Origin of the sequence: Streptomyces violaceorubidus, assembly GCF_000717995.1 — a bacterium.
Lineage (GTDB): Bacteria > Actinomycetota > Actinomycetes > Streptomycetales > Streptomycetaceae > Streptomyces > Streptomyces violaceorubidus.
The window spans coordinates 18,994-40,524 of the sequence record NZ_JODM01000038.1; the positions used below are offsets into that span (position 1 = coordinate 18,994).

The 21,531-nt window shown below is 71.9% G+C and carries 21 protein-coding genes; 17 read left to right on the forward strand and 4 right to left on the reverse strand.

Features of this window, described 5'->3' with window-relative positions:
- Nucleotides 1-4: 4 nt before the first annotated feature.
- Nucleotides 5-1,015 (reverse strand): LacI family DNA-binding transcriptional regulator, encoded by a 1,011-nt coding sequence (locus IE94_RS0130730; RefSeq protein WP_030190780.1) that lies wholly within the window; start codon nt 1,013-1,015, stop codon nt 5-7.
- 104 nt (nt 1,016-1,119) lie between these two features.
- On the opposite strand from IE94_RS0130730, the gene IE94_RS0130735 reads away from it, so the two are divergent.
- The 16 genes from IE94_RS0130735 (at nt 1,120) to IE94_RS0130810 (ending at nt 17,462) form a co-directional block, all read left to right on the forward strand.
- Nucleotides 1,120-2,379 carry an MFS transporter gene (locus IE94_RS0130735; RefSeq protein WP_030190784.1) on the forward strand — a complete coding sequence of 420 codons (1,260 nt, stop codon included), beginning with the start codon at nt 1,120-1,122 and terminating at the stop codon, nt 2,377-2,379.
- A gap of 9 nt (nt 2,380-2,388) precedes the next feature.
- Nucleotides 2,389-3,750 carry a Pup--protein ligase gene (gene pafA, locus IE94_RS0130740; RefSeq protein WP_030190785.1) on the forward strand — a complete coding sequence of 454 codons (1,362 nt, stop codon included), beginning with the start codon at nt 2,389-2,391 and terminating at the stop codon, nt 3,748-3,750.
- A gap of 175 nt (nt 3,751-3,925) precedes the next feature.
- Nucleotides 3,926-4,933, forward strand: coding sequence for an FKBP-type peptidyl-prolyl cis-trans isomerase (locus tag IE94_RS0130745; protein WP_030190788.1), 1,008 nt, complete (start codon nt 3,926-3,928; stop codon nt 4,931-4,933).
- 60 nt (nt 4,934-4,993) lie between these two features.
- Entirely contained in the window at nt 4,994-5,365 is a 372-nt protein-coding gene (locus IE94_RS0130750) for an FKBP-type peptidyl-prolyl cis-trans isomerase (RefSeq protein ID WP_030190791.1), read from the forward strand.
- Between the two features lie 137 nt (nt 5,366-5,502).
- A complete protein-coding gene (locus tag IE94_RS0130755) occupies nt 5,503-6,456 on the forward strand; it encodes a helix-turn-helix transcriptional regulator (RefSeq protein ID WP_030190794.1) in 954 nt (317 codons plus the stop codon).
- 18 nt (nt 6,457-6,474) lie between these two features.
- On the forward strand, nt 6,475-7,494 hold the full coding sequence (locus tag IE94_RS0130760; RefSeq protein WP_063829751.1) for a helix-turn-helix transcriptional regulator: 1,020 nt from the start codon (nt 6,475-6,477) through the stop codon (nt 7,492-7,494).
- Between the two features lie 56 nt (nt 7,495-7,550).
- Complete coding sequence (locus tag IE94_RS0130765) at nt 7,551-7,811, forward strand: hypothetical protein (RefSeq protein WP_030190800.1); 261 nt, start codon at nt 7,551-7,553, stop codon at nt 7,809-7,811.
- Nucleotides 7,812-7,821: 10 nt separating this feature from the next.
- Nucleotides 7,822-8,016, forward strand: a complete 195-nt coding sequence (locus IE94_RS0130770) for a hypothetical protein (protein ID WP_030190804.1) — start codon at nt 7,822-7,824, stop codon at nt 8,014-8,016.
- A 279-nt stretch (nt 8,017-8,295) separates the two neighbouring features.
- Nucleotides 8,296-8,583 (forward strand): Sec-independent protein translocase subunit TatA, encoded by a 288-nt coding sequence (gene tatA, locus IE94_RS0130775; RefSeq protein ID WP_030190805.1) that lies wholly within the window; start codon nt 8,296-8,298, stop codon nt 8,581-8,583.
- 47 nt (nt 8,584-8,630) lie between these two features.
- Complete coding sequence (gene tatC / locus IE94_RS0130780; RefSeq protein WP_030190808.1) at nt 8,631-9,581, forward strand: twin-arginine translocase subunit TatC; 951 nt, start codon at nt 8,631-8,633, stop codon at nt 9,579-9,581.
- 68 nt (nt 9,582-9,649) lie between these two features.
- Nucleotides 9,650-12,502: a DEAD/DEAH box helicase gene (locus IE94_RS0130785; RefSeq protein ID WP_030190811.1), complete on the forward strand. Its 2,853-nt coding sequence runs from the start codon at nt 9,650-9,652 to the stop codon at nt 12,500-12,502.
- A gap of 360 nt (nt 12,503-12,862) precedes the next feature.
- Entirely contained in the window at nt 12,863-14,488 is a 1,626-nt protein-coding gene (locus IE94_RS0130790) for a sensor histidine kinase (RefSeq protein ID WP_030190813.1), read from the forward strand.
- A 26-nt stretch (nt 14,489-14,514) separates the two neighbouring features.
- Nucleotides 14,515-14,892: a roadblock/LC7 domain-containing protein gene (locus tag IE94_RS0130795; RefSeq protein ID WP_167308645.1), complete on the forward strand. Its 378-nt coding sequence runs from the start codon at nt 14,515-14,517 to the stop codon at nt 14,890-14,892.
- The gene (locus tag IE94_RS0130800; protein WP_030190816.1) at nt 14,889-15,305 is read left to right on the forward strand and encodes a DUF742 domain-containing protein; all 417 of its coding nucleotides are present in this window, start codon (nt 14,889-14,891) and stop codon (nt 15,303-15,305) included. Before IE94_RS0130795 ends, IE94_RS0130800 begins: the two co-directional genes overlap by 4 nt.
- Nucleotides 15,286-15,906: a GTP-binding protein gene (locus tag IE94_RS0130805; RefSeq protein ID WP_030190819.1), complete on the forward strand. Its 621-nt coding sequence runs from the start codon at nt 15,286-15,288 to the stop codon at nt 15,904-15,906. The genes IE94_RS0130800 and IE94_RS0130805 overlap by 20 nt, the downstream gene beginning before the upstream one ends.
- A 59-nt stretch (nt 15,907-15,965) precedes the next feature.
- Entirely contained in the window at nt 15,966-17,462 is a 1,497-nt protein-coding gene (locus IE94_RS0130810) for a cytochrome P450 (protein ID WP_030190822.1), read from the forward strand.
- 20 nt (nt 17,463-17,482) lie between these two features.
- Here the strand turns inward: IE94_RS0130810 and IE94_RS0130815 are convergent, their stop codons facing one another.
- Nucleotides 17,483-18,433: an RluA family pseudouridine synthase gene (locus IE94_RS0130815; protein ID WP_030190823.1), complete on the reverse strand. Its 951-nt coding sequence runs from the start codon at nt 18,431-18,433 to the stop codon at nt 17,483-17,485.
- 107 nt (nt 18,434-18,540) lie between these two features.
- On the opposite strand from IE94_RS0130815, the gene IE94_RS0130820 reads away from it, so the two are divergent.
- The gene (locus IE94_RS0130820; RefSeq protein WP_030190826.1) at nt 18,541-19,122 is read left to right on the forward strand and encodes a GNAT family N-acetyltransferase; all 582 of its coding nucleotides are present in this window, start codon (nt 18,541-18,543) and stop codon (nt 19,120-19,122) included.
- Nucleotides 19,123-19,601: 479 nt separating this feature from the next.
- Here the strand turns inward: IE94_RS0130820 and IE94_RS0130825 are convergent, their stop codons facing one another.
- Nucleotides 19,602-20,444 carry a siderophore-interacting protein gene (locus IE94_RS0130825; RefSeq protein WP_030190829.1) on the reverse strand — a complete coding sequence of 281 codons (843 nt, stop codon included), beginning with the start codon at nt 20,442-20,444 and terminating at the stop codon, nt 19,602-19,604.
- A 105-nt stretch (nt 20,445-20,549) separates the two neighbouring features.
- Complete coding sequence (locus IE94_RS0130830) at nt 20,550-21,455, reverse strand: 5'-3' exonuclease (RefSeq protein WP_030190831.1); 906 nt, start codon at nt 21,453-21,455, stop codon at nt 20,550-20,552.
- Nucleotides 21,456-21,531: the final 76 nt, after the last annotated feature.

Sequence of the window (21,531 nt, forward strand, 5' to 3'; positions counted from 1 at the left end):
CACCTCAGCGCGGCGGGGCCGTGGACCCCCGCACCACCAGGCTGACCGGCAGGTCCCCCTTCTCGGGGGGCCTGCCTTCCAGTACCGCGAGCAGTGCGCGCATGCCCCGTTCGCCGAAGGCCTCCGCGTCGAGGCGGACGGTGGTGAGTTCGGGGTCGATGGCGGTGGCGAGGCCGAGGTCGTCCAGGCCGGTGACGGAGAGGTCGTCGGGGACGCGGAGTCCGGCGCGCCGGATGGCCTTGTAGGCGCCGGCCGCCAGCTTGTCGTCGTCGCAGACCAGCGCCGTGGGCCGGGGTCCGGGCGCGGCGAGGGCGGCTTCGGTGGCCCTCAGGGCGCCCTCGATCGAGATGGGCGCCCGGATCGTGCGCAGCTCGGTGCCGGGGACGCCGGTGAGGCGGGTGGCGAGTTCGCGGGCGCGTACCTCGAAGGTCCAGGACGGGATGTCCGCGGCGAGGTGGAGGAAGCTGCGGTGGCCGAGGGCCAGCAGGTGCTCGGCGACCTGGCGGATGCCGTCGGCGATGTCGAGGTTGACGGTCGCGGCGCCCAGGCTGCCCTCGGGGTCGCTGTCCAGCATGACGAGGGGGAGTTGGTCGCCCCGGATGGCGGAGAGGGCGTCGGCGGCCATGGAGGAGGCGATGACGCCGTCCAGGGCGGCCTGTGCGGAGGCGAAGGGATCGCGGGCGGGTCCCACGCCTTCGGGTGAGGGGTAGAGGACCACGCCGAAGCCGTGCTCGGCGGCGACGCGCGCGGCGCCGGTGTACACCTCCGCGAAGAACTCGGTGGTGAGTGCGGGGACGACCAGCAGGACGGTGCGGGTGCGGCCGAGGCGCAGGTTGCGGGCGGCGAGGTTGGGGCGGTAGCCGAGTTCGGACGCGGCGTCGCGGACCCGCTGGGCCGTCGGTTCCGAGACGCGGCCGCGCCACTTGTCGCCGAGGACCAGGGAGACGGCCGCCTGGGAGACGCCGGCGGCCTGGGCGACGTCCCGGCTGGTGGGGCGGGTGCTGCCTCGTGCCACCGTTCGCCTGCGCTTTCGTCTGGACTGCGGAACTGGCGACATGGTACGTATGGCGACGGACGTTATACGTAACACTTGCTGGACCGAGGACAAGGAGGTGGGTCGTGGTCGCCGGGTATCTGGACATTCTCCGGGCGCGGCATGCCGTGCGGCTGCTGGTCGGCACGCTGGTCGGGCGGCTGCCGAACGCCACCGCGGCGATCGCGATCGTGCTGTTCGTGCGGGCCGAGGGCGGCTCGTACAGCCTGGCGGGGGCGCTGGCGGCGGTGTACGGCGTGGCCAATGCCGTGGGGCAGCCGGTGCTGGGGCGGCTGGTGGACCTGCACGGGCAGCCGCGGGTGCAGTTGCCGGCCGCGGTGCTGTCGGCGCTGGCGATGGCCGTGTTCGCCTTCGCGGGCACCGGGACTACCGCGCTCGCGTATCTGTCCGTGGGCGCCGCGGGGCTGTTCACGCCGCCGCTGGAGGGCGGACTGCGGGCGCTGTGGCCGAGTGTGCTGGGCGAGGAGGACCAGGTGCACACGGCGTACGCGATGGACGCCGTGGCGCAGGAGGTCATGTTCACGGTCGGGCCGCTGCTGGTGACGGTGTGCGTGTCGCTGTGGTCGCCGCAGGCGGCGCTGCTGGCGCTGAACGGTGTCGGTGTGCTGGGCGCGCTGTCCGTGGTCGTGTCGCCGCCCTCGCGGGCGTGGCGCTCGGCGCCCCGGGAGGCGCACTGGCTGGGCGCGCTGCGTTCGGGCGGGCTGCTGGCGCTGCTGGGGGCCTTCCTGTTCATCGGGATGGCGCTCGGGTCCATCACGGTGGCCTCGGTGCCGTACGCCGACGAGCACGGGGGCGACGCCGTGTACGGGTGGCTGATGGCGGCACTGGGGCTCGGTGCGCTGGTGGGGGGAGCCGTCTACGGGGCGCGGCGGTGGACGGGTGAGCCGGCGCGGCGGCTGCGGGTCCTGGTGGCCCTGCTGGCGGTCTGCTACCTGCCGTTGATGCTGATGCCGGGTGCGGTGGCCATGGTGCTGCTGACGGTGCTCGCGGGTGTCTTCCTCGCGCCGTGCATCGCCTGCGCGTTCGTGCTCGTCGACGTGCACGCGCCGCGCGGCACGGTGACGGAGGCGTTCTCGTGGCTGGTGACGACGTTCACGGTGGGTGCCTCGGTGGGTACCGGTCTCGCGGGGCCCGTCGTGGAGCACGGCGGGGCGCTGTGGGGCTTCGCGGTGCCGGGGGCGGCGGGGTGTGTCTCGCTGCTGGTGCTGGCGGGCACCGGGCGGGTCCTCGCAGCTCCCGCGCGGGCGGCGGTGGTTGCGGCTTCATCGGAAAATGATCCAAACCGTGCCGTCGAACCCCGTTTCAGTTCGGGTCATCAGGCGTAATGTTCAGTCATGGACCGCCGCATTTTCGGGCTGGAGAACGAGTACGGCGTCACGTGCACGTTCAGGGGACAGCGCCGCCTGTCGCCTGACGAGGTGGCGCGGTACCTCTTCCGCCGTGTCGTGTCATGGGGCCGCAGCAGCAATGTCTTTCTGCGCAACGGGGCCCGCCTGTATCTCGACGTGGGATCACATCCGGAATACGCGACACCCGAATGTGACAACGTGATCGAGCTCGTCACCCACGACAAAGCGGGCGAGCGCATTCTCGAAGGACTCCTGGTGGACGCCGAACGACGCCTGCACGAGGAGGGAATCGCGGGCGACGTCTACCTCTTCAAGAACAACACCGACTCCGCGGGCAACTCCTACGGTTGCCACGAGAATTACCTCGTGGCCCGGCACGGGGAGTTCTCGCGGCTCGCGGACATCCTGATTCCGTTCCTGGTGACGCGGCAGTTGCTGTGCGGTGCGGGCAAGGTGCTGCAGACGCCGCGCGGTGCCGTGTACTGCGTCAGCCAGCGGGCCGAGCACATCTGGGAGGGCGTCTCCTCGGCGACGACCCGCTCCCGGCCCATCATCAACACGCGCGACGAGCCGCACGCGGACGCCGAGCGTTACCGGCGTCTGCACGTGATCGTGGGCGACTCGAACATGTCCGAGACGACCATGCTGCTCAAGGTCGGCGCCACCGACCTGGTGCTGCGCATGATCGAGGCGGGCACGGTGATGCGGGACCTGACCCTGGAGAACCCGATCCGGGCGATCCGCGAGGTCAGCCACGACATCACCGGGCGTCGCAAGGTGCGCCTGGCCAGTGGCCGGGAGGCGTCGGCGCTGGAGGTGCAGCGGGAGTACTACGAGAAGGCGGTGGACTTCTGCGAGCGCCGCGGCATCCGCACCGGCACCGTCGAGCGGGTGCTGGAGCTGTGGGGCCGCACGCTGGACGCCATCGAGGCCGAGGACCTCGACCGCATCGACACCGAGATCGACTGGGTCATAAAGTACAAGCTGCTGGAGCGGTACCGGGCCAAGCACAACATGACCATGTCGCACCCGCGGGTCGCGCAGATAGACCTCGCCTACCACGACATCCATCGGCGTCGTGGCCTGTACTACCTGCTCGAGAGGAAGGGCCAGGCCGCCCGGGTCGCCAACGACCTGAAGATCTTCGAGGGCAAGTCCGTCCCGCCGCAGACCACTCGGGCCCGGCTGCGCGGCGACTTCATCCGGCGGGCCCAGGAGCAGCGCCGGGACTTCACCGTCGACTGGGTCCATCTCAAGCTCAACGACCAGGCGCAGCGCACCGTGTTGTGCAAGGACCCGTTCCGTGCGGTGGACGACCGGGTGGAGAAGCTGATCGCCGGGATGTGATCCGGGTCCGGTCCGGGCGGCCAGGGACCGGACGGGTGAGAGGAGCGTCTCCGCGCGAAGGGGCGGAACGCCACACGGGCACCGTACGTTAGCCGTGCGGTGCCCTTCTCACGCCGTAGAGTTGCGCGCACGCCAGCCAACAGGACCGACCCGATACCGATACGAGGCCCCCACCGTGCGCCGACGCTCACTCCTCATCGCCGTCCCCGCGGGACTGGTCACGCTCGCCGCCTGCGGCGACGGTGACGACTCCGGCTCATCGAGCAACGCGAGTGACAGCCCGTCGCCCGACGCGTCGGCCACGTCGGCCGCACCGCCGCCCAAGATCGTGGACGGTCCGCTGCCGGCGATCACGGCGGGGACGAAGTTCGACGAGAAGCCGACCGTCGCCAAGGGCAGCGGCGAGCCCTCCAAGGACCTCGCGGTCAAGACCGTCATCGCGGGCGGCGGCAAGGCGGTCGCGGAGAACGACTTCATCTCGGCGAACTACCTGGGCCAGGTCTGGCAGAGCGCGAAGGTCTTCGACAACTCCTACGACCGCAAGACCCCCCTGGTCATCCAGCTCGCCCAGGGCAGCATCATCGACGGCTGGCGGTACGCGCTCACCGGCAAGAAGACCGGCAGCCGCGTCCAGTTCTCGGTACCGCCGACCTGGGGGTACGGGAAGCAGGGCAACGAGCAGGCGGGCATCAAGGGCGACGACACGCTGGTGTTCGTGGTCGACGTCCAGGACACCTTCAACGCGAAGAGCAGCGCCGACGGCAAGAAGGTCGCGCAGGACGACGCCGCCCTGCCGAAGGTCGGCACCAACACCGACGGCAAGGCGCCCTCGATCGAGGTGCCGAAGACCGACCCGCCGAAGAAGCTCGCCGCCCAGTACGTGCTGGAGGGCGACGGCGCCGAGGTCGGGGCCCAGGACAGCGTGCTCGTGCAGTACGAGGGCGTGTTGTGGGACGGCGGCAAGGAGTTCGACTCCACGTACGCCAGGAAGCAGCTGACGTCGTTCTCGTTGCAGCAGGTCGTCAAAGGCTGGGCGCAGGGCCTGACGGGCAGGAAGGTCGGCAGCCGGGTCCTCATCGTCATCCCGCCGGACCTGGGGTACGGCGACAGCCCGCCGGAGGGCAGCGGCATCGAGAAGGACTCCACGCTGGTCTTCTCCGTGGACATCCTCGCGAAGATGTGACACCCCGGGGATGTAAGACTTGGGCCGTTGCCTTTCCGCAGACAAGCAGGAGCTGAACACGTGAGCATCGACAAGCCCGAGGTCGACTTCCCGGGCGGCGAGCCCCCGGCGGACCTCGAGATCAAGGACATCTGGGAGGGCGACGGCCCGGTTGCCGAGGCCGGTCAGACCGTGACCGTCCACTACGTGGGCGTGACCTTCAGCACGGGCGAGGAGTTCGACGCCAGCTGGAACCGCGGTGCGCCGTTCCGCTTCCCGCTCGGTGGCGGCCGCGTCATCAAGGGCTGGGACCAGGGCGTGCAGGGCATGAAGGTCGGCGGCCGCCGCCAGCTGACCATCCCGGCGCACCTCGCGTACGGCGACCAGAGCCCGACCCCGGCGATCCCGCCCGGCTCGACGCTGATCTTCGTGGTCGATCTGCTCGGCGTCTGATCGAAGGACGAGCGATCGGCGATCAAAGCCCGTCACCTGGGGTCCATGCCTGTCCGGGCGTGGGCCCTCGGCTTTTGCCGCGCCACCGCGGGGCGGTACGGTCATCCGTCGTAAGCACCATAGGGAGAAGGGCGTCGATGGCCATTGCCAAGGCCGAGCGGCTGATGAACCTGGCGCTGTGTCTGCTCGGGACGCGGCGGCCACTCAGCAAGCGTGAGCTGCGCGAGTCGGTCGAGGCCTATCTCGAGGCGGGTTCCGACGACTCCTTCAACCGCATGTTCGAGCGCGACAAGGACGATCTGCGCGAACTCGGTCTGGTCATCGAGACCGTGGAGAGCCTGGACGGCGAGATCGGCTACCTGGCCCGACGGGACAGCAACCGGCTGCCGCCCATCACCCTGGACGCCGAGGAGGCCGCCGCCCTCGGTCTGGCAGCGAAGGTGTGGCAGCAGGCCCGGCTCGCCGGTGCCGCGAGCGGCGCCTTGCAGAAGTTGCGGGCGGCAGGGCTGCCCGAGGACGTCGACCCGTACGAGGCGCACAGCGCGCTGGAGCCTCGCATCCCGGTGCACGAGGCGGCCTTCGAGCCGCTGATGCTGGCCTGCCGCGACCGCCGGCCGGTCCTCTTCGACTACCGCAAGGCGAACGCCGCCCAGCCCGAGCCCCGGCACGTGGAGCCGTGGGCGCTGGAGTGCTGGCGCGGCCACTGGTACCTGGCGGGCTTCGACCGCGACCGGGGTGCCGAGCGGGTGTTCCGGCTGTCGCGGATCTCGGGGAAGGTGCGTGCGCGCGGCTCGCGCTTCACCGCACCGGTGCCCGACGTCGTCACCGTCCGGGAGACGGTCGCGAGCTGGGCGGGGGAGAGCGCCGACCGTTCCGCGCTGATCCGGCTGCGCACGGGCGCGGGCTACCCCCTGCGGGCGAAGGCCACCGGGGTGCGGGAACTCGGTGACGGCTGGGACGAGTTGGAGATTCCGTACGGGCACGGCCTGGACGCCTGGCTGGTGGAGTTCGGGCCGGACGTGGTGGTGCTGGAGCCCGCGGAGTTGCGCGCGGACGTGGTGGACCGGCTGCGTGCCGTGGCCAAGGGCTGAGGGGGAGCGGACAACACTGTGGCAGGCAAACCGGTCAGGCCCGTGAACGCCATCGACCAGACCCGGCGGATGCTGTCCCTGGTGACGTATCTGCGTGAGCGCCCCGGGGCCCGGATCGAGGACGTCGCGCGTGCCTTCGGCATCACCGAGGACGAGTTGGTCTCCGACCTGGACGTGCTCCCGATGTGCGGGACCAGCTTCCGGGGCGGCGATCTGCTCGACATCGACACCGACGGCGAGCGCATCTGGTGGCACAACCCGGCCGCTCTGGGCGCGGACGCCGCCGAGCCGCTGCGGCTGGCCGCCGACGAGGCCACCGCGCTGCTGGTCGCCGCCCGGGCGGTGGCGACCCTGCCGGGGCTGCGCGAGAGCGACCGGCAGGCGCTGCTGCGGGCGACCGCGAAGGTGGAGACCTCGGCCGGTGAGGCCGCCGGGGCCAGCTCGCGCCTGTCCGTCACCTTCGAGTCCGAAGGCGGTGTCTTCGCCGACGTCGACCGGGCCATCTCGGAGCGCCGCCGGCTGTGGATCCGCTACTACTCGCCGGCCCGCGACGAGCTCACCGAGCGCGAGATCGACCCCATCCGGCTGGTCAGCGTCGGGCACACCTACGTGGAGGCGTGGTGCCGCCGCTCCGAGGCCCGGCGCACCTTCCGGCTCGACCGGGTCGCCGAGATCCGCATCCTGGACGAGCCCTCCGCACCGCCGGAGGTGGAGCTGCGGGACCTGTCGGAGGGGCTGGTGCAGCCCGCCGCGGAGGATCCCGAGGTGGTCGTGGAGGTCGGCCCCGGCGGACGCTGGGTCGCCGAGTACTACCCGCACGACAGCGCGGACGAACTTCCCGACGGCGGTCTGCGCATCACCCTGCGCACCCCCGACCCCGCCTCCCTGCGGCGGCTGGCGCTGCGGCTGGGGCGCGACGGCCGGATCGTCTCCCCCTCCGGGCTCGCCGACAGCGCCCGGCGGGCCGCCCGCGAGGCGCTGGCCGCGTACGACGAAGTGGTCGACGGGCAGCACGACAGGCAGGAGCGAGCACTGTGAGCGACCCCCTGGGACCGTCGGGGACGTCCGGGTCGTCGGGGACGTCCGGGCCGGGCATGACCGCGGCGACCGCGTTCGCCGGGATGAGACGTGTGTCACCCGTCGTCTTCAAGGCGGGCTGCCCGGACTGCCGGGGCCGTTTCGAACTCGCCGCGAGCGCCCTGCGCCTGGCCATCGGCGCCACGAGCCGTACCACCTTCTACTCGTTCACCTGCCCCGAGTGCGGGGCGGCCGTGCGCAAGCCGGCGGGGGAGCGGGTCGTGGAGCTGCTCACCGGCGGCGGGGTCAGGACCCTTCGGCTGCACTCGACGGTCTAGTCTCGACGTCATGTTCTGGCCGATGTTCGCGGTTGCCGTGGGTTTCCTGGGTCTTGCCGTCCTCGCGGTGTTCGCCGTGAAGGTGTTCGTCGAGGCCGAGCGCCTCGGCCGGCAGGTGACGGACTCCGCCCGCCGGATCAGCCGGGCCGCGGAGGACCTGGAGCGCGCGACCGAGAATGCCGCACGTGCCGTGGACGCCTTGTGAACGGGCCGCATCCGGCCGCGCGGTGACGCCGGTGCCCCGACGGACCGGTGTCCGTTACGTTTTGGGGCACTTCGCCCTGTCATATCACCGTCCCCGGGCGGTACGCTGCTGGTCGCGGCCAGGAAAACGAGGCCCGGTCGCGGACGGGAGTACGCACGGGGATTGCCTCACGTTTACCCCTGAGCGTTACGATCGCTGCACAAGACGATCGATCGGACATATGTCCGGCCGGTCGGACAGCACCCCCACCCAGCCGCCTCGGTGAGAAGGTAAAGACTTATGTTCGGAAGGCTCGGAGCCCCCGAGATCATTCTCATCCTCGTCGTCATCATCCTGCTGTTCGGCGCGAAGAAGCTTCCGGACATGGCGCGGTCGCTCGGAAAGTCCGCGCGCATCCTCAAGAGCGAGGCCAAGGCGATGAAGAGCGAGGGCAAGTCCGACGACGCCGCCCCCGCCGACCCGCCCACCCCGGAGCAGTCCGCGGCGCAGCGCACCATCCAGGCCGCCCCCGGCGACGTGACCAGCTCCCGGCCGGTCACCGAGCCGACGGACACGACCAAGCGCTGACGCAGGGCCGGTGACCTCCGGCCCGCCGCACGAGATGGGAACGTGGGTTGCTGAAGTCTGCCCGCAACAAGGAGAAGGATCCCGAGGGGCGGATGCCGCTCGCGGAGCACCTTCGTGAGCTTCGCAACCGGCTCGCGAAGGCGCTGCTGGCCATCGTCGTCGTCACGGTGGTCGCCGCCTTCTTCTATCAGGAGATCATCAACTTCCTCACCGAGCCGATCCTCGAGTCGGTCGGCTGTGAGAAGTCGTTCGGCGAGCTGGCCAAGGCGACGGCCGGCTCGGAGCCGTGCGCGCAGATCACCATCAACGGTCTGCTCGGCCCCTTCACCCTGGCTCTGAAGGTCTCCCTGACCGCGGGTGTCGTGCTGGCCTCGCCGGTCTGGCTCTACCAGCTGTGGGCGTTCGTCGCCCCGGGTCTGCACAAGAACGAGAAGAAGTACGCCTACGCGTTCGTCGCCACCGGCGCTCCGCTGTTCCTCATCGGCGCCTACTTCGCCTACGCGGTGCTGCCCACCTCGGCGAAGGTGCTCATCGACTTCACCCCGAGCGACGTCGACAACCTGTTGCCGCTGGACGAGCTGCTCGACCTCGTCACCCGCCTGGTGCTCGTCTTCGGGCTCTCCTTCGAGTTGCCCCTGCTCCTGGTCATGCTCAACCTCACCGGCATACTGACGGGCAAGCGGATGCTCGGCTGGTGGCGCGGGATGATCCTGGGCATCACGCTGTTCGCGGCCATCGCCACGCCCAGCACCGACCCGCTGACCATGCTCCTGCTGGCCGGACCGATCTGGGTCCTGTACTTCGCCGCGGTCGTCTTCTCCCTGGTGAACGACCGCCGCAAGACCCGTCGCGAGGCCCTGGAGCCGGACGACGACGAGGCCTCCGACCTGGACCTCACCCCCGAGGACATCGGCGAGGTCGAGCCCGTGACCACCGCCCGTGCCCTGCCCGAGCAGGCCACGAAGGACCGGGTCAACGGCTACGACGACGTGACCTGAGAGACCGCCGGGGCGGTGACGGCAGGCGTCGCCGCCCCCACGGAGCTCCCGCACGGCCGATCCCGATAATGATCGTCCGGTTGTCAGTGCGGGCCGGTACGCTCGAAAGCACGATGACAGAGGATCTCTCACCGGCCGAGCGGTACGCGGCAGCCCGTCAGCGCGCTGTCGAGCAGGCCACCGCGCTCGCCACCTTCCGCGAGATGTACGACTTCGGCCTCGACCCCTTCCAGATCGAGGCCTGTCAGGCGCTCGAAGCGGGCAAGGGCGTGCTGGTGGCGGCGCCCACCGGCTCCGGCAAGACGATCGTCGGCGAGTTCGCCGTCCACCTCGCCCTCCAGCAGGGCAGGAAGTGCTTCTACACGACCCCCATCAAGGCCCTGTCGAACCAGAAGTACGCCGACCTGTGCCGCCGCTACGGCACCGACAAGGTGGGCCTGCTCACCGGCGACAACAGCGTGAACTCGGACGCCCCGGTGGTCGTGATGACCACCGAGGTCCTGCGGAACATGCTGTACGCGGGCTCGCGGACCCTCGTCGGCCTGGGGCACGTGGTCATGGACGAGGTGCACTACCTCTCCGACCGGTTCCGCGGCGCCGTGTGGGAGGAAGTGATCATCCACCTCCCCGAGTCCGTGACCCTCGTGTCACTCTCGGCGACCGTGTCGAACGCGGAGGAGTTCGGCGACTGGCTCGACACCGTGCGCGGCGACACCCAGGTGATCGTCTCCGAGCACCGGCCCGTGCCGCTGTTCCAGCACGTGCTGGCCGGGCGCCGGATGTACGACCTGTTCGAGGAGGCCGAGGGCCACAAGAAGGCCGTCAACCCCGACCTCACCCGGATGGCGCGCCTGGAGGCGAGCCGCCCGTCCTACCAGGACCGCAGGCGCGGCCGGGCCATGAAGGAGGCCGACCGGGAGCGGGAGCGCAGAGCGCGCTCGCGGGTGTGGACGCCCAGCCGGCCCGAGGTCATCGAGCGGCTGGACTCCGAGGGGCTGCTGCCCGCGATCACCTTCATCTTCAGCCGGGCCGGCTGCGAGGCCGCCGTCCAGCAGTGCCTGTTCGCGGGCCTCAGGCTCAACGACGAGGACGCCCGGGAGCAGGTGCGGGCCCTGGTCGAGGAGCGCACCGCGTCCATCCCCCGCGAGGACCTGCACGTCCTCGGCTACTACGAGTGGCTGGAAGGGCTGGAGCGCGGCATCGCCGCCCACCACGCGGGCATGCTGCCCACCTTCAAGGAGGTCGTCGAGGAGCTGTTCGTCCGCGGTCTCGTGAAGGCCGTCTTCGCCACCGAGACTCTCGCCCTCGGCATCAACATGCCCGCCCGCTCGGTCGTGCTGGAGAAGCTCGTCAAGTGGAACGGCGAGCAGCACGCCGACATCACCCCCGGCGAGTTCACCCAGCTCACCGGCCGGGCCGGGCGGCGCGGCATCGACGTCGAGGGCCACGCCGTGGTGCTGTGGCAGCGCGCGATGAACCCCGAGCACCTCGCCGGACTGGCCGGCACCCGCACGTACCCGCTGCGCTCCAGCTTCAAGCCGTCGTACAACATGGCGGTCAACCTGGTGGAGCAGTTCGGCCGGCACCGCTCGCGGGAGCTGCTGGAGACGTCCTTCGCGCAGTTCCAGGCGGACAAGTCGGTCGTCGGCATCTCCCGCCAGGTGCAGCGCAACGAGGAGGGGCTGGAGGGCTACAAGGCTTCCATGACCTGCCACCTCGGCGACTTCGACGAGTACGCCCGGCTGCGCCGCGAGCTGAAGGACCGGGAGCAGGAGCTGGCCCGGCAGGGCGCCAGCCAGCGGCGTGCCGAGGCCGCCGTGGCGCTGGAGAAGCTGAAGCCGGGCGACGTCATCCACGTGCCCACGGGCAAGTACGCGGGCCTCGCCCTGGTCCTCGACCCCGGGCTGCCCGCCGGGCGGTCCAACGGGCACCGCGGCTTCGACCACCACGACGGGCCTCGCCCCCTGGTGCTGACGGCGGAGCGGCAGGTCAAGCGGCTGGCGTCGATCGACTTCCCGGTGCCCGTCGAGGCGCTGGACCGCATGCGGATCCCCAAGGCCTTCAACCCGCGCTCGCCGCAGTCCCGGCGCGACCTGGCCTCCGCGCTGCGCACCAAGGCCGGGCACATCCCTCCGGAGCGGGCCCGCAAGAAGCGTGCCCAGGCCGCCGACGACCGGGAGATCGCCCGGCTGCGCAAGGCGATCCGCGCCCACCCCTGCCACGGCTGCGACGACCGCGAGGACCACGCCCGCTGGGCCGAGCGCTACCACCGGCTGATGCGCGACACCTCGCAGCTGGAGCGCAGGATCGAGGGCCGGACGAACACCATCGCCCGCACCTTCGACCGGATCGTCGCGCTGCTGACCGAGCTGGACTACCTGCGCGGCGACGAGGTCACCGAGCACGGCAAGCGCCTGGCCCGGCTCTACGGCGAGCTGGACCTGCTCGCCAGCGAGTGCCTGCGCGAGGGCGTGTGGGAGGGGCTGTCCCCGGCCGAGCTGGCCGCCTGTGTCTCGGCGCTGGTCTTCGAGTCGCGGGCCGCCGACGACGCGACGGCGCCGAAGGTGCCCTCGGGCAGGGCGAAGGCCGCGCTCGGTGAGACGGTCCGCATCTGGGGACGCCTCGACGCCCTGGAGGAGGACTTCCGGATCAGCCAGACCGAGGGGGTCGGCCAGCGCGAGCCCGATCTGGGCTTCGCCTGGGCGGCGTACATGTGGGCCTCCGGCAAGGGCCTCGACGAGGTGCTGCGCGAGGTCGAGATGCCGGCCGGCGACTTCGTGCGCTGGTGCAAGCAGGTCATCGACGTCCTCGGCCAGATCTCGGCCGCCGCGCCCGGCTCGGGATCCACCGTGCCGAAGAACGCGCGCAAGGCGGTCGACGAACTGCTGCGCGGGGTGGTCGCCTACTCGTCCGTGGGCTGACCCCCACCCCAGCGAAGGCCCGGCGATACCGCCGGGCCTTCGCGCGTTCCACCGGCCGCGGTGCCTCTTCCCCCCCATCACAGTGAGTGAGGTTGGAGTGCACAGGGGGCATTACTCCATGTGTTCGAACGACTCCTCGGTGTGCAAATGGGTCCGACCCTACTCCAGTCCCCGCGCCCGTTTCAGGCGGTTGCCGAATATGACACGGCGATGATCCCCCCGGACTAAGCTCGCCCGCAGCGCACCGAGTTGAGGTGTATTCGCGCGCTTGTTCCCAATGCGCCGAAGATCCCGACAACTCCCAGACATACCCCGCCGCAAGCTCCCCCATCCCAGCCGATTCGTTTTCAGAGGGCCTACATGGTGAGTGTTGATTCCCCTCCAGGTCGCCGTGAACTTCCCTACGCGCGAACACTGTTGCTGCCGGCCATACTGATGGCCGCGGCCACCGGGGCCGCCGTCGCCCTCGTGACGGAACCGGCCCGGCTCGCCGTCGGCCTGTGCGGTGCCCTCGCCACCGTCCTGGTGATCGTCGCGGGCGCCGAAGCGGTGCGCCGCGGCCGAACGCTGAGGGCCCTGCGCGCCGAGCACGCCCGTCACACCGCGTATCTGGACCACCGGGCCGCGAGCCACCACGAGGAGATGGTCCGCCTCGGCGCCGACGTCATCCCGAACGTCCTGCGGCACATGCGCCGGGGCGCCACGCCCCGCGAGATCATGAACCGGCTCGGCGAGGTGGACCCCAGCTACGCCGAACTCGGCGAGCCCCAGCGCAAGCTGGTCCGCATGGTCTGCGAGATCGTCGACCACGAGGACGCCATGCGCGAGTCCGCCGAGCGCTCCTTCGTCGACATCGCCCGCCGTGTCCAGGCGATCGTCCACCAGCAGCAGAAGGAACTCCGCGAGATGGAGGAGGACCACGGGCGCAACCCCGAGGTCTTCGACGACCTCCTGCGCATCGACCACGGCACCTCGCTGATCGGCCGCCTCGCCGACTCCATCTCCGTGATCGGCGGCGGCCGGCCCGGTCGCCAGTGGCCCGAGCCGGTCGCCCTGTACAGCGTGCTGCGCGGCGCGATGTCCCGGATCCTGGAATACCGCCGGATCAATCTGGCCTCCATCGCCAAGGTCAACATCAAGGGCACCGCCGTCGAGCCGGTCATCCACGCCGCGGCCGAACTCCTCGACAACGCCACCCGCTACTCGCCGCCCGCGGCCAAGGTGCACGTCACCGCGACCGAGGTGCAGAGCGGTGTGTGCATCGAGATCGAGGACGCCGGCGTCAGCCTCAGCGAGGAGTCCCGCGCCCGCATCGAGGGCCTGCTCGAACAGGCCAAGCGCGGCACCGACGTGCAGGACCTCGCCCACCATCCGCGCCTGGGCCTGTCCGTGGTCGGCCGGCTGTGCACCCAGTTCGGCATGGACGTCTCGCTGCGCGCCTCCGCGTACGGCGGTGTCCGCGCCATCCTCATCGTGCCCAGCAAGATGATGACCACCGAACCGGGCGTCGGCCTCGCCCACGGCATCGGAGCCACCTCGATCCCCACCCCCGGCCCCGACGCCCTGCCCGGCCCGGAGCGCAAGCCCAAGAAGCGCCGCCCCACCAGCCCGCGGATCCCCGCCACGGTCTCCCTGGAGGACGACGTCCCCGAGGTGACCGAGTGGACGGCCGGCGGACTCCCGCAGCGCCGCAGCCGGGTCAAGATGCCGCTCAGCCAGCGCCTCGCCGAGCAGGCGGCATGGGAGCGCGAGGACGCCGAACGCGAGGCCCGCCAGGCCGCCGAGCGCGCCCGCAGGGGCATCCCGGCGCCCACCGCGCCGGAGTCCGCGGAGGACAAGGACCAGGGCGGCCTCCCGCCGGGCCACTTCATCGGCGCTTTCTGGGAGGGGCTCAAGCAGCACCCGGGCAGCGCCCAGGCCCACCAGCAGTCCAGCAGCAGTGAGCCGGCCCACGCCCCGGCAGACGACGAGGGGAACCTCAAGTGATCGAGCAGCAAGGCAAGTTCGACTGGATGCTCCGGGACCTCTACGACGGCGTCCCGGGCATCGAGATGATCGTGGTGCTCTCCGCCGACGGCCTGCGCATCGCCCGCTACTCCGGGGACCCGGACGCCGCCGACCGGGTCGCCGCCGCCTGCGCGGGCCTGCAGAGCCTGGCGAGCGCCGTCAGCCAGGAGATCCCCACCAGCGACGGCGACATGAAGATGGTGCTCATCGAGATGAACGGCGGCTACTTCTACCTGATGGCCGCCGGCCCCAACGCCTATCTCGCCGTGCTCTCCGACGTCCGCTGCGAACCCGGCCGGATGGGCCTGAGCATGGCCGACCTGGTCGCCCGGATCGGCCCCCATCTGACCAGTCCCGCACGGCGCAACGGGCAGACCGTATGACTCCTCCCAGGCGCCAGAGGCGATCCCCCGGGCCGGACCGGCCCGCCGCGCCGTCCCCTCCCGGCGCGCCCGCCAAGGAGGGCGAGGCCCGCAACCCCGAGCGGCTCTTCGTCATCGGCGGGGAGGGGGGCGGCGAACGCGCCGACATCGACCTCGTCACCCTGATCGTGGCCCGCGCCGACCCCCCGGTCTCCGCCACGCCGGAACAGGCCGCCCTGCTGCGGCTGTGCGCCGCCCCCCTGTCCGTGGCCGAGCTCTCGGCCTACCTGAGCCTGCCGTTCAGTGTGGTGACCGTGCTGCTCACCGACCTGCTGGCGTCGGAACTGGTGCAGGCCCGCGCGCCGATCGTCCGCCAGAAGGTCGCCGACCGAAACCTCCTCGAAGCGGTGATGCATGGACTTCAAAAGCTCTGACACGATCCCGGGCCCACGGACCGAGGACCGGCTGCCGCACACGGCCGAGGCCGCCGTGAAAATCGTCATCGTGGGCGGCTTCGGGGTCGGCAAGACCACCATGGTCGGCTCGGTCAGCGAGATCAGACCGCTGACCACCGAGGAGACGATGACCCAGGCCGGCATCGGAGTCGACGACAACTACGGGTCGGCCTCCAAGACCGCCACCACCGTCGCCATGGACTTCGGCCGCATCAGCATCACCGACGAACTGGTGCTGTACCTGTTCGGCACGCCCGGCCAGGAGCGCTTCTGGTTCCTGTGGAACGGCCTGTTCGAGGGCGCCCTCGGCGCGGTCGTCCTGGTCGACACGCGGCGCCTGGAGGTCAGCTTCGACGTGATGGGCCGCCTGGAGGAGCGCGGCGTCCCCTTCGTCGTCGCCGTCAACACCTTCCCCGACGCGCCCCGTTACCCGGTCACGGAGCTGCGCACCGCGCTCGACCTGCCCGAGGAGATCCCCATCCTCGACTGCGACGTGCGGCGCCGGGCCTCCAGCCGGGACGTCCTGATGACCCTCATGCGCTTCCTGCACTCCCTCGCCATGAAGGGCGCGCTCACCTGACCCGCGAGCCCGCCCTCCCCCCTTTGACGTGACCACATCTTTTGTTGCGGAGCGAGACTGTGACGCCTGAACGCCATTCCCCGACCGGAACGGGCGAACCCCTGCTCGAACCACCGCCCGGCTGCCCCGCGCACGGCCTCGGGCCGGGCGGACTGCACCGGCTGCACGAGGCGGAGGACCTGGAGGAGCTGTACGAGAAACTGCGCGAGCAGCACGGGCCGGTGGCGCCCGCGCTGCTCCACGACGACGTACCGATGTGGGTGGTCCTCGGGCACGCCGAGAACCTGCACATGGTCAGCACCCCCTCCCAGTTCTGCCGCGACAGCCGGATCTGGACCCCGCTCAACGAGGGCATGGTCAAGCCCGACCACCCGCTGATGCCGCACATCGCCTGGCAGCCCATCTGCTCCCACGCCGAGGGCGACGAACACAAGCGGCTGCGCGGCGCGGTCACCAGCGCCATGTCCGACCTCGACTACCGCGAGCTGCGCCGGCACATCAAGCGCTACACCCAGCGCATCGTCAACCGCTTCTGCGAGGAGGGCCGCGCCGACCTCGTCGGCCAGTTCGCCGAGCACCTGCCGATGGGCGTGATGTGCCATCTGCTCGGCATGCCCGAGGAGTACAACGACCGGCTGGTGGAGGCGGCCCGCGACACCCTCAAGGGCACCGACACGGCGATCGCCAGCCACGCCTACGTCATGGAGGCCCTCGGCCGGCTCACCGCCGCCCGCCTCGCCGAACCGGCCGACGACATCGCCGGCCGGCTCGTCACCCACCCGGCCGGGCTCACCGACGACGAGGTCCGCGAGCACCTGCGGGTGGTCCTGCTGGCCGCCTACGAGGCGACCGTCAACCTGATCGCCAACGTGCTGCGCGTGGTGCTCACCGACCCCGGCTTCCGCGCCCAGCTCAGCGGCGGCCAGATGACGGTGCCCCAGGCGGTCGAGCAGTCCCTGTGGGACGAGCCGCCGTTCAGCACCGTCTTCGCCTACTTCGCCAAGCAGGAGACGGAACTCGGCGGCCAGCGCATCCGCGCCGGTGACGGCCTGCTGCTCGGCATCGCCCCGGGCAACGTCGACCCGCGCATCCGTCCCGACCTGGACGCGAGCATGATGGGCAACCGCGCCCACCTCGCCTTCGGGGGCGGCCCGCACGAGTGCCCCGGGCAGGACATCGGGCGGGCCATCGCCGACGCCGGCATCGACGCGCTGCTGATGCGGCTGCCCGACGTCCAGCTCGACTGCGACGAGGACGAGCTGCGGTGGCGGTCGTCGATCGCCTCGCGGCACCTGGTGGAACTGCCGGTGCGGTTCGAGCCCAGGGCACAGCAGGACGTCATGCAGCAGCCGAGCCACGCCCCGGCCCCGGAACGGCGTGCTCCCTGGCACGTCGGCCTCCCGAAGCCGGAAGAGCGGACGCAGCCGCCGTCGCCGTCCGGGCCTTCGCAGCCCGTGTCGGTGACGGCCGCCGAGCCCCCACGGGCGCCGGCAGCGCAGCAGCCGCCGCCCCGCGGTGCCTGGCAGCGCTTCCTGCGCTGGTGGCGCGGCTACTGACGGCCGGCCGTCCCGTCCGCCTACGCGGCCCAGTCCTCGTACGCCGTCCAGGCGCCGAGGGCTCGACCGCTGCGGAAGCGGTGCTCGCGCCCCGTGACCGGATCGGTGAACCCCAGCTCCCGCGCGAGCAGTTGCAGCGGGCGCCGGAAGTCACCGGCCGGGACGGGGGCGGCCACCTCGGGGTAGAGGGGGTCGCCGAGGATCGGCACGCCCAGCGCGTTCATGTGCACGCGCAGCTGGTGCGTCTGACCCGTCGCGGGAAGCAGGCGGTAGCGTCCGAGCCCGCTTTCGGGCCGGTGGGCGAGCAGTTCCACGCGGGTCACGGCGTTCGGCTCGCCGTCGACCTCGCGGGCGGCGAGCACCCCGCGCTCCTTGAGGATCCGGCTGCGGACCGTCCGGGGCAGGGCGAGCGCCGCGTCGTACGGGGCGACGGCCTCGTACTCCTTGCGCACCCGCCGTTCGGCGAACAGGCCCTGATACGCGCCCCGTTCCTCCGGGCGTACGGTGAACAGGACCAGCCCCGCCGTGAGCCGGTCCAGTCGGTGTGCGGCGCCGAGGGCCGGGATGCCCAGCTCCCGGCGCAGCCGTGCCAGCGCGGTCTGCGTGACATGGCCGCCGCGCGGGGTGGTGGCCAGGAAGTGCGGCTTGTCCACGACGACGATGTGCTCGTCGCGGTAGACGACCTCCAGCGGGAAGGGCACCGGCGCCTCGGCGGGCAGCTCACGGTGGAACCACACGAACATGCCCGGCCGGTACGGCGCGTCGCCCGCCACGGGGTGCCCGTCCGCCCCGACGAACAGCCCGGCGTCGAACATGCCGTCGACCACCCCGGCGCCCGCGCCGGACAGCCGCTCGGTCAGGTGCTCCCGCACCGTGGACCACGGCCCGTCCGCGGGCAGCCGTACCCGCACGGCGTCGATGCCGTCGCGCTGCGGCAGGGGCGAGGGCGGGGGAGGGGTACGGCGTCTCATCACCTGCCAGCGTACGAGGCGGTGACCCGCGGCGGTGGGCCGAGGCAGGGGGACCGCCCCGGAAAAACGCCGGGCGGCCCGTCGCCGCCCTTGGCAGGATGCCGTCCATGCCCTATCTGACCCGCCCGGTCCTTGCCGCCGGTACCCTCTCCCGCACCCCGCAGCCCACGCTCCCCACCGGCGACGGGTTGGTGCTGCGCCCCTGGCGCTCCGAGGACGCACCCGCCGTGCACGCGGCCTTCCAGGACCCGGTGCTGCGCCGGTGGCACGTCCGCGCCGCCGACTCCGAGGAGGAGGTGCGGGGCTGGATCACCGAGTGGCAGCGCGCCTGGGAAGGGGAGCGCGGCGTCCAGTGGGCGGTCGCCGACGCGGCGGACGACCGGTTGCTCGGCCGGGTCGCGCTGCGGGAGATGGTGCTCGGCGACGGGGTGGCCGAGGTCGCGTACTGGACGACGGCGGACGCTCGCGGCCGGGGCGTCGCCGCGCGGGGCACCCGCACCCTCGCCCACTGGGCCCTGGACGAGATCGGCTTCCAGCGCCTGGAACTCTCCCACGCCGTGGCCAACGAGGCCTCGTGCCGCGTCGCGCACAAGACCGGCTTCGCCCTGGAGGGCACCAAGCGCAGCGCCCTCCTCCACGCCGACGGCTGGCACGACATGCACCTGCACGCGCGCGTACGCGGCGACTGAGGGGCGCGTGGCCGGGGCCCGGTGGGGGGCATTGCTGGGCGGGGTCGGTTCGCGCGGGCCCGCGGGGCGCCCGGGGGCCGACTGACCCGTTGGTTGCCGTTTCGGGAGTGCTGGAGTGCGCCGGGGGCCGGTCGGGCCCGCTGGGGGCTGTGGTGTCCGTCGTGCGTGATCGCTGGGCGAGGGCGCGTGCGGGGGTGGGTGCGGCCGGGGCGGCGTGCGGTGTCCGGTGCGTGGCGCCGCGTCGGCGCGGGGTGCGACGCACCCGGCGGGCGGGGCGGTTACCGGTGGGGGCTTCGCCGCGGCGGCCGCCGGGGCCGGTGCGATGCCCCGCTGCTCGCGGGTCGGTGGCACGGCACGGGCCGGAGCGGGCGCGCGGCACGCTGGCGCCGGGGTGACGGGGCGCCGGGGTGTGTGGTCGCGTGGGGTGTGCGCGCGGACTGGCCGAGGAAGCGGGGGCGGCCCGTGGGCCGGCGGAGCCGTTACGCCGCCGCCGTGCCCTCCTGCTCGGCCTCGATGCGGGCGTTCCACTCGCGCTTGGAGGCCTGCCAGCCGTCCTCGTTGTGGCCCAGTCGCCAGTACCCCGAGATGGACAGGTCCTCGCGGGGGATCTCGCGCTCCAGCCGCAGGTACCGGCGGAGTTCCTTCACGCAGGCCGCCTCGCCGTGGACGAACGCGTGCACCCGGCCCTCGGGGAACTCCAGCGCGCGCACGGCCTCGACCAGGGCCTGCCCGACCGGGCGGCCGGCCCGGTGCAGCCAGACGACCTCCACGTCGGAGTCGATCTTCTGCTCCTCCTCGGGTCCGTCGACCTCGACGAAGGCGAACGCGCGGGTGCCGTCGGACAGCGCCTCCAGGGAGCGCGCGATCGCGGGCAGCGCGCTCTCGTCCCCGGCGAGCAGGTGCCAGTCGGCGGCGGGGTCGGGGGCGTAGGCGCCGCCGGGGCCCATGAAGTGGATCGTTTCGCCGGGACGCACCCGCTTCGCCCAGGGCCCGGCCAGCCCCTCGTCGCCGTGGATGACGAAGTCCAGCGTCATCTCGCGGTGCTCGGCGTCCCAGTGGCGCACGGTGTACGTCCGGGTCACCGGCCACTGCTCGCGGGGGAACTCCTCGCGGATCCGCTCCATGTCGAAGGGCTCCGGATAGGTCGCGCCCCCGGAGGGGAAGAGCAGCTTCACATAGTGGTCGGTGCAGGTGTCCGCCGCGAACGCGGAGAGTCCCTCACCGCCGAGCACCACGCGCTGCATGTGCGGGGTCAGCCGCTCGGTGCGGACGACCTGCGCGGTGTGCGGCGTGCGCGGCTTGCGTGCCGGACGGTCTGCCATGACGGCCTCCCTGCTCCCTGCGTGCGGTTCCCAGAGTTAGGTATACCTAAGCTAGCATCCCGCCGCCGCATGCCGCTCAGGGAAACGGGAGCCGCGTGCCGCCGCTCAGGCGGCGAGCGTGGCCAGCAGCCGCCGCAGCGACCCGCCGAGCCCCCAGCGGGCCGCCAGCGCCTCCAGCGCCTCGGCGTCGCGGGGGCCGTGCGGCAGCGCCGTGCCGGTGTCCGGCAGCGGCACGTCGTCCGCCACCCGGACGACCTTCGGAGCCACCGCGAGATACGGCCCGGCCTCGGTCAGCCGCTTGCGCTGCGTGGGGGTGAGCTTCGCCTTCGGGTCGGCGACGGCGGCCCGGATCCCGGCCAGGTCCCCGAACTCGGCGAGCAGCTTCGCCGCGGTCTTCTCGCCGATGCCGGGCACACCGGGCAGGCCGTCGCTCGGGTCGCCGCGCAGCAGCGCCAGATCGGCGTACCCGCCGCCGTCGACGCCGTACTTCTCGCGCAGCGCGGCCTCGTCGACGAGGTTGAGCGTGCCGACGCCCTTGACCGGGTAGAGCACGCGCACGCCGCGGGCGTCGTCGACGAGCTGGTAGAGGTCGCGGTCGCCGGTGACGATGTCCACCGGGCCCGTGGCCCGCGCGGTGTAGGTGCCGATGACGTCGTCCGCCTCGTACCCCGCCACGCCCACGCGGGCGATGCCGAGCGCGTCGAGGACGGCCTCGATGACCGGGACCTGCGGGGACAGCGTGTCGGGCACCTCCTCCTCGTCGGGGCCCGCCAGGCGTTCCTCGGCCACCCGGTGCGCCTTGTAGGAGGGGATCAGCTCCACCCGCCAGTGCGGTCGCCAGTCGGCGTCCATGCAGGCCACCAGGTGCTCGGGCCGGTGGTCCTTCACCAGGCGGTCGATGAATTCCAGCAGCCCGCGCACGGCGTTCACCGGTGTGCCGTCGGGCGCCCGCACCGAGTCCGGCACGCCGAAGTAGGCACGGAAGTAGAGGGAGGCGGTGTCGAGAAGCATCAGTCGTCCGGTCACGCCACGCATCATGCCGCAGGTGACGGGGGTGAGGGACGGAGGACCTGTGAACTGGGTCACT

Coding starts and splice junctions, on each gene's coding strand:
- IE94_RS0130785 (WP_030190811.1), top strand. CDS start 9,650: ATGATCGTCCGGTTGTCAGTGCGGGCCGGTACGCTCGAAAGCACGATG.
- IE94_RS0130830 (WP_030190831.1), bottom strand. CDS start 21,455: ATGCTTCTCGACACCGCCTCCCTCTACTTCCGTGCCTACTTCGGCGTG.
- IE94_RS0130800 (WP_030190816.1), top strand. CDS start 14,889: ATGACTCCTCCCAGGCGCCAGAGGCGATCCCCCGGGCCGGACCGGCCC.
- tatA (WP_030190805.1), top strand. CDS start 8,296: ATGTTCGGAAGGCTCGGAGCCCCCGAGATCATTCTCATCCTCGTCGTC.
- IE94_RS0130795 (WP_167308645.1), top strand. CDS start 14,515: ATGCTCCGGGACCTCTACGACGGCGTCCCGGGCATCGAGATGATCGTG.
- IE94_RS0130815 (WP_030190823.1), bottom strand. CDS start 18,433: ATGAGACGCCGTACCCCTCCCCCGCCCTCGCCCCTGCCGCAGCGCGAC.
- IE94_RS0130790 (WP_030190813.1), top strand. CDS start 12,863: ATGGTGAGTGTTGATTCCCCTCCAGGTCGCCGTGAACTTCCCTACGCG.
- IE94_RS0130755 (WP_030190794.1), top strand. CDS start 5,503: ATGGCCATTGCCAAGGCCGAGCGGCTGATGAACCTGGCGCTGTGTCTG.
- IE94_RS0130820 (WP_030190826.1), top strand. CDS start 18,541: ATGCCCTATCTGACCCGCCCGGTCCTTGCCGCCGGTACCCTCTCCCGC.
- IE94_RS0130805 (WP_030190819.1), top strand. CDS start 15,286: ATGGACTTCAAAAGCTCTGACACGATCCCGGGCCCACGGACCGAGGAC.
- IE94_RS0130770 (WP_030190804.1), top strand. CDS start 7,822: ATGTTCTGGCCGATGTTCGCGGTTGCCGTGGGTTTCCTGGGTCTTGCC.
- pafA (WP_030190785.1), top strand. CDS start 2,389: ATGGACCGCCGCATTTTCGGGCTGGAGAACGAGTACGGCGTCACGTGC.
- IE94_RS0130765 (WP_030190800.1), top strand. CDS start 7,551: ATGACCGCGGCGACCGCGTTCGCCGGGATGAGACGTGTGTCACCCGTC.
- IE94_RS0130825 (WP_030190829.1), bottom strand. CDS start 20,444: ATGGCAGACCGTCCGGCACGCAAGCCGCGCACGCCGCACACCGCGCAG.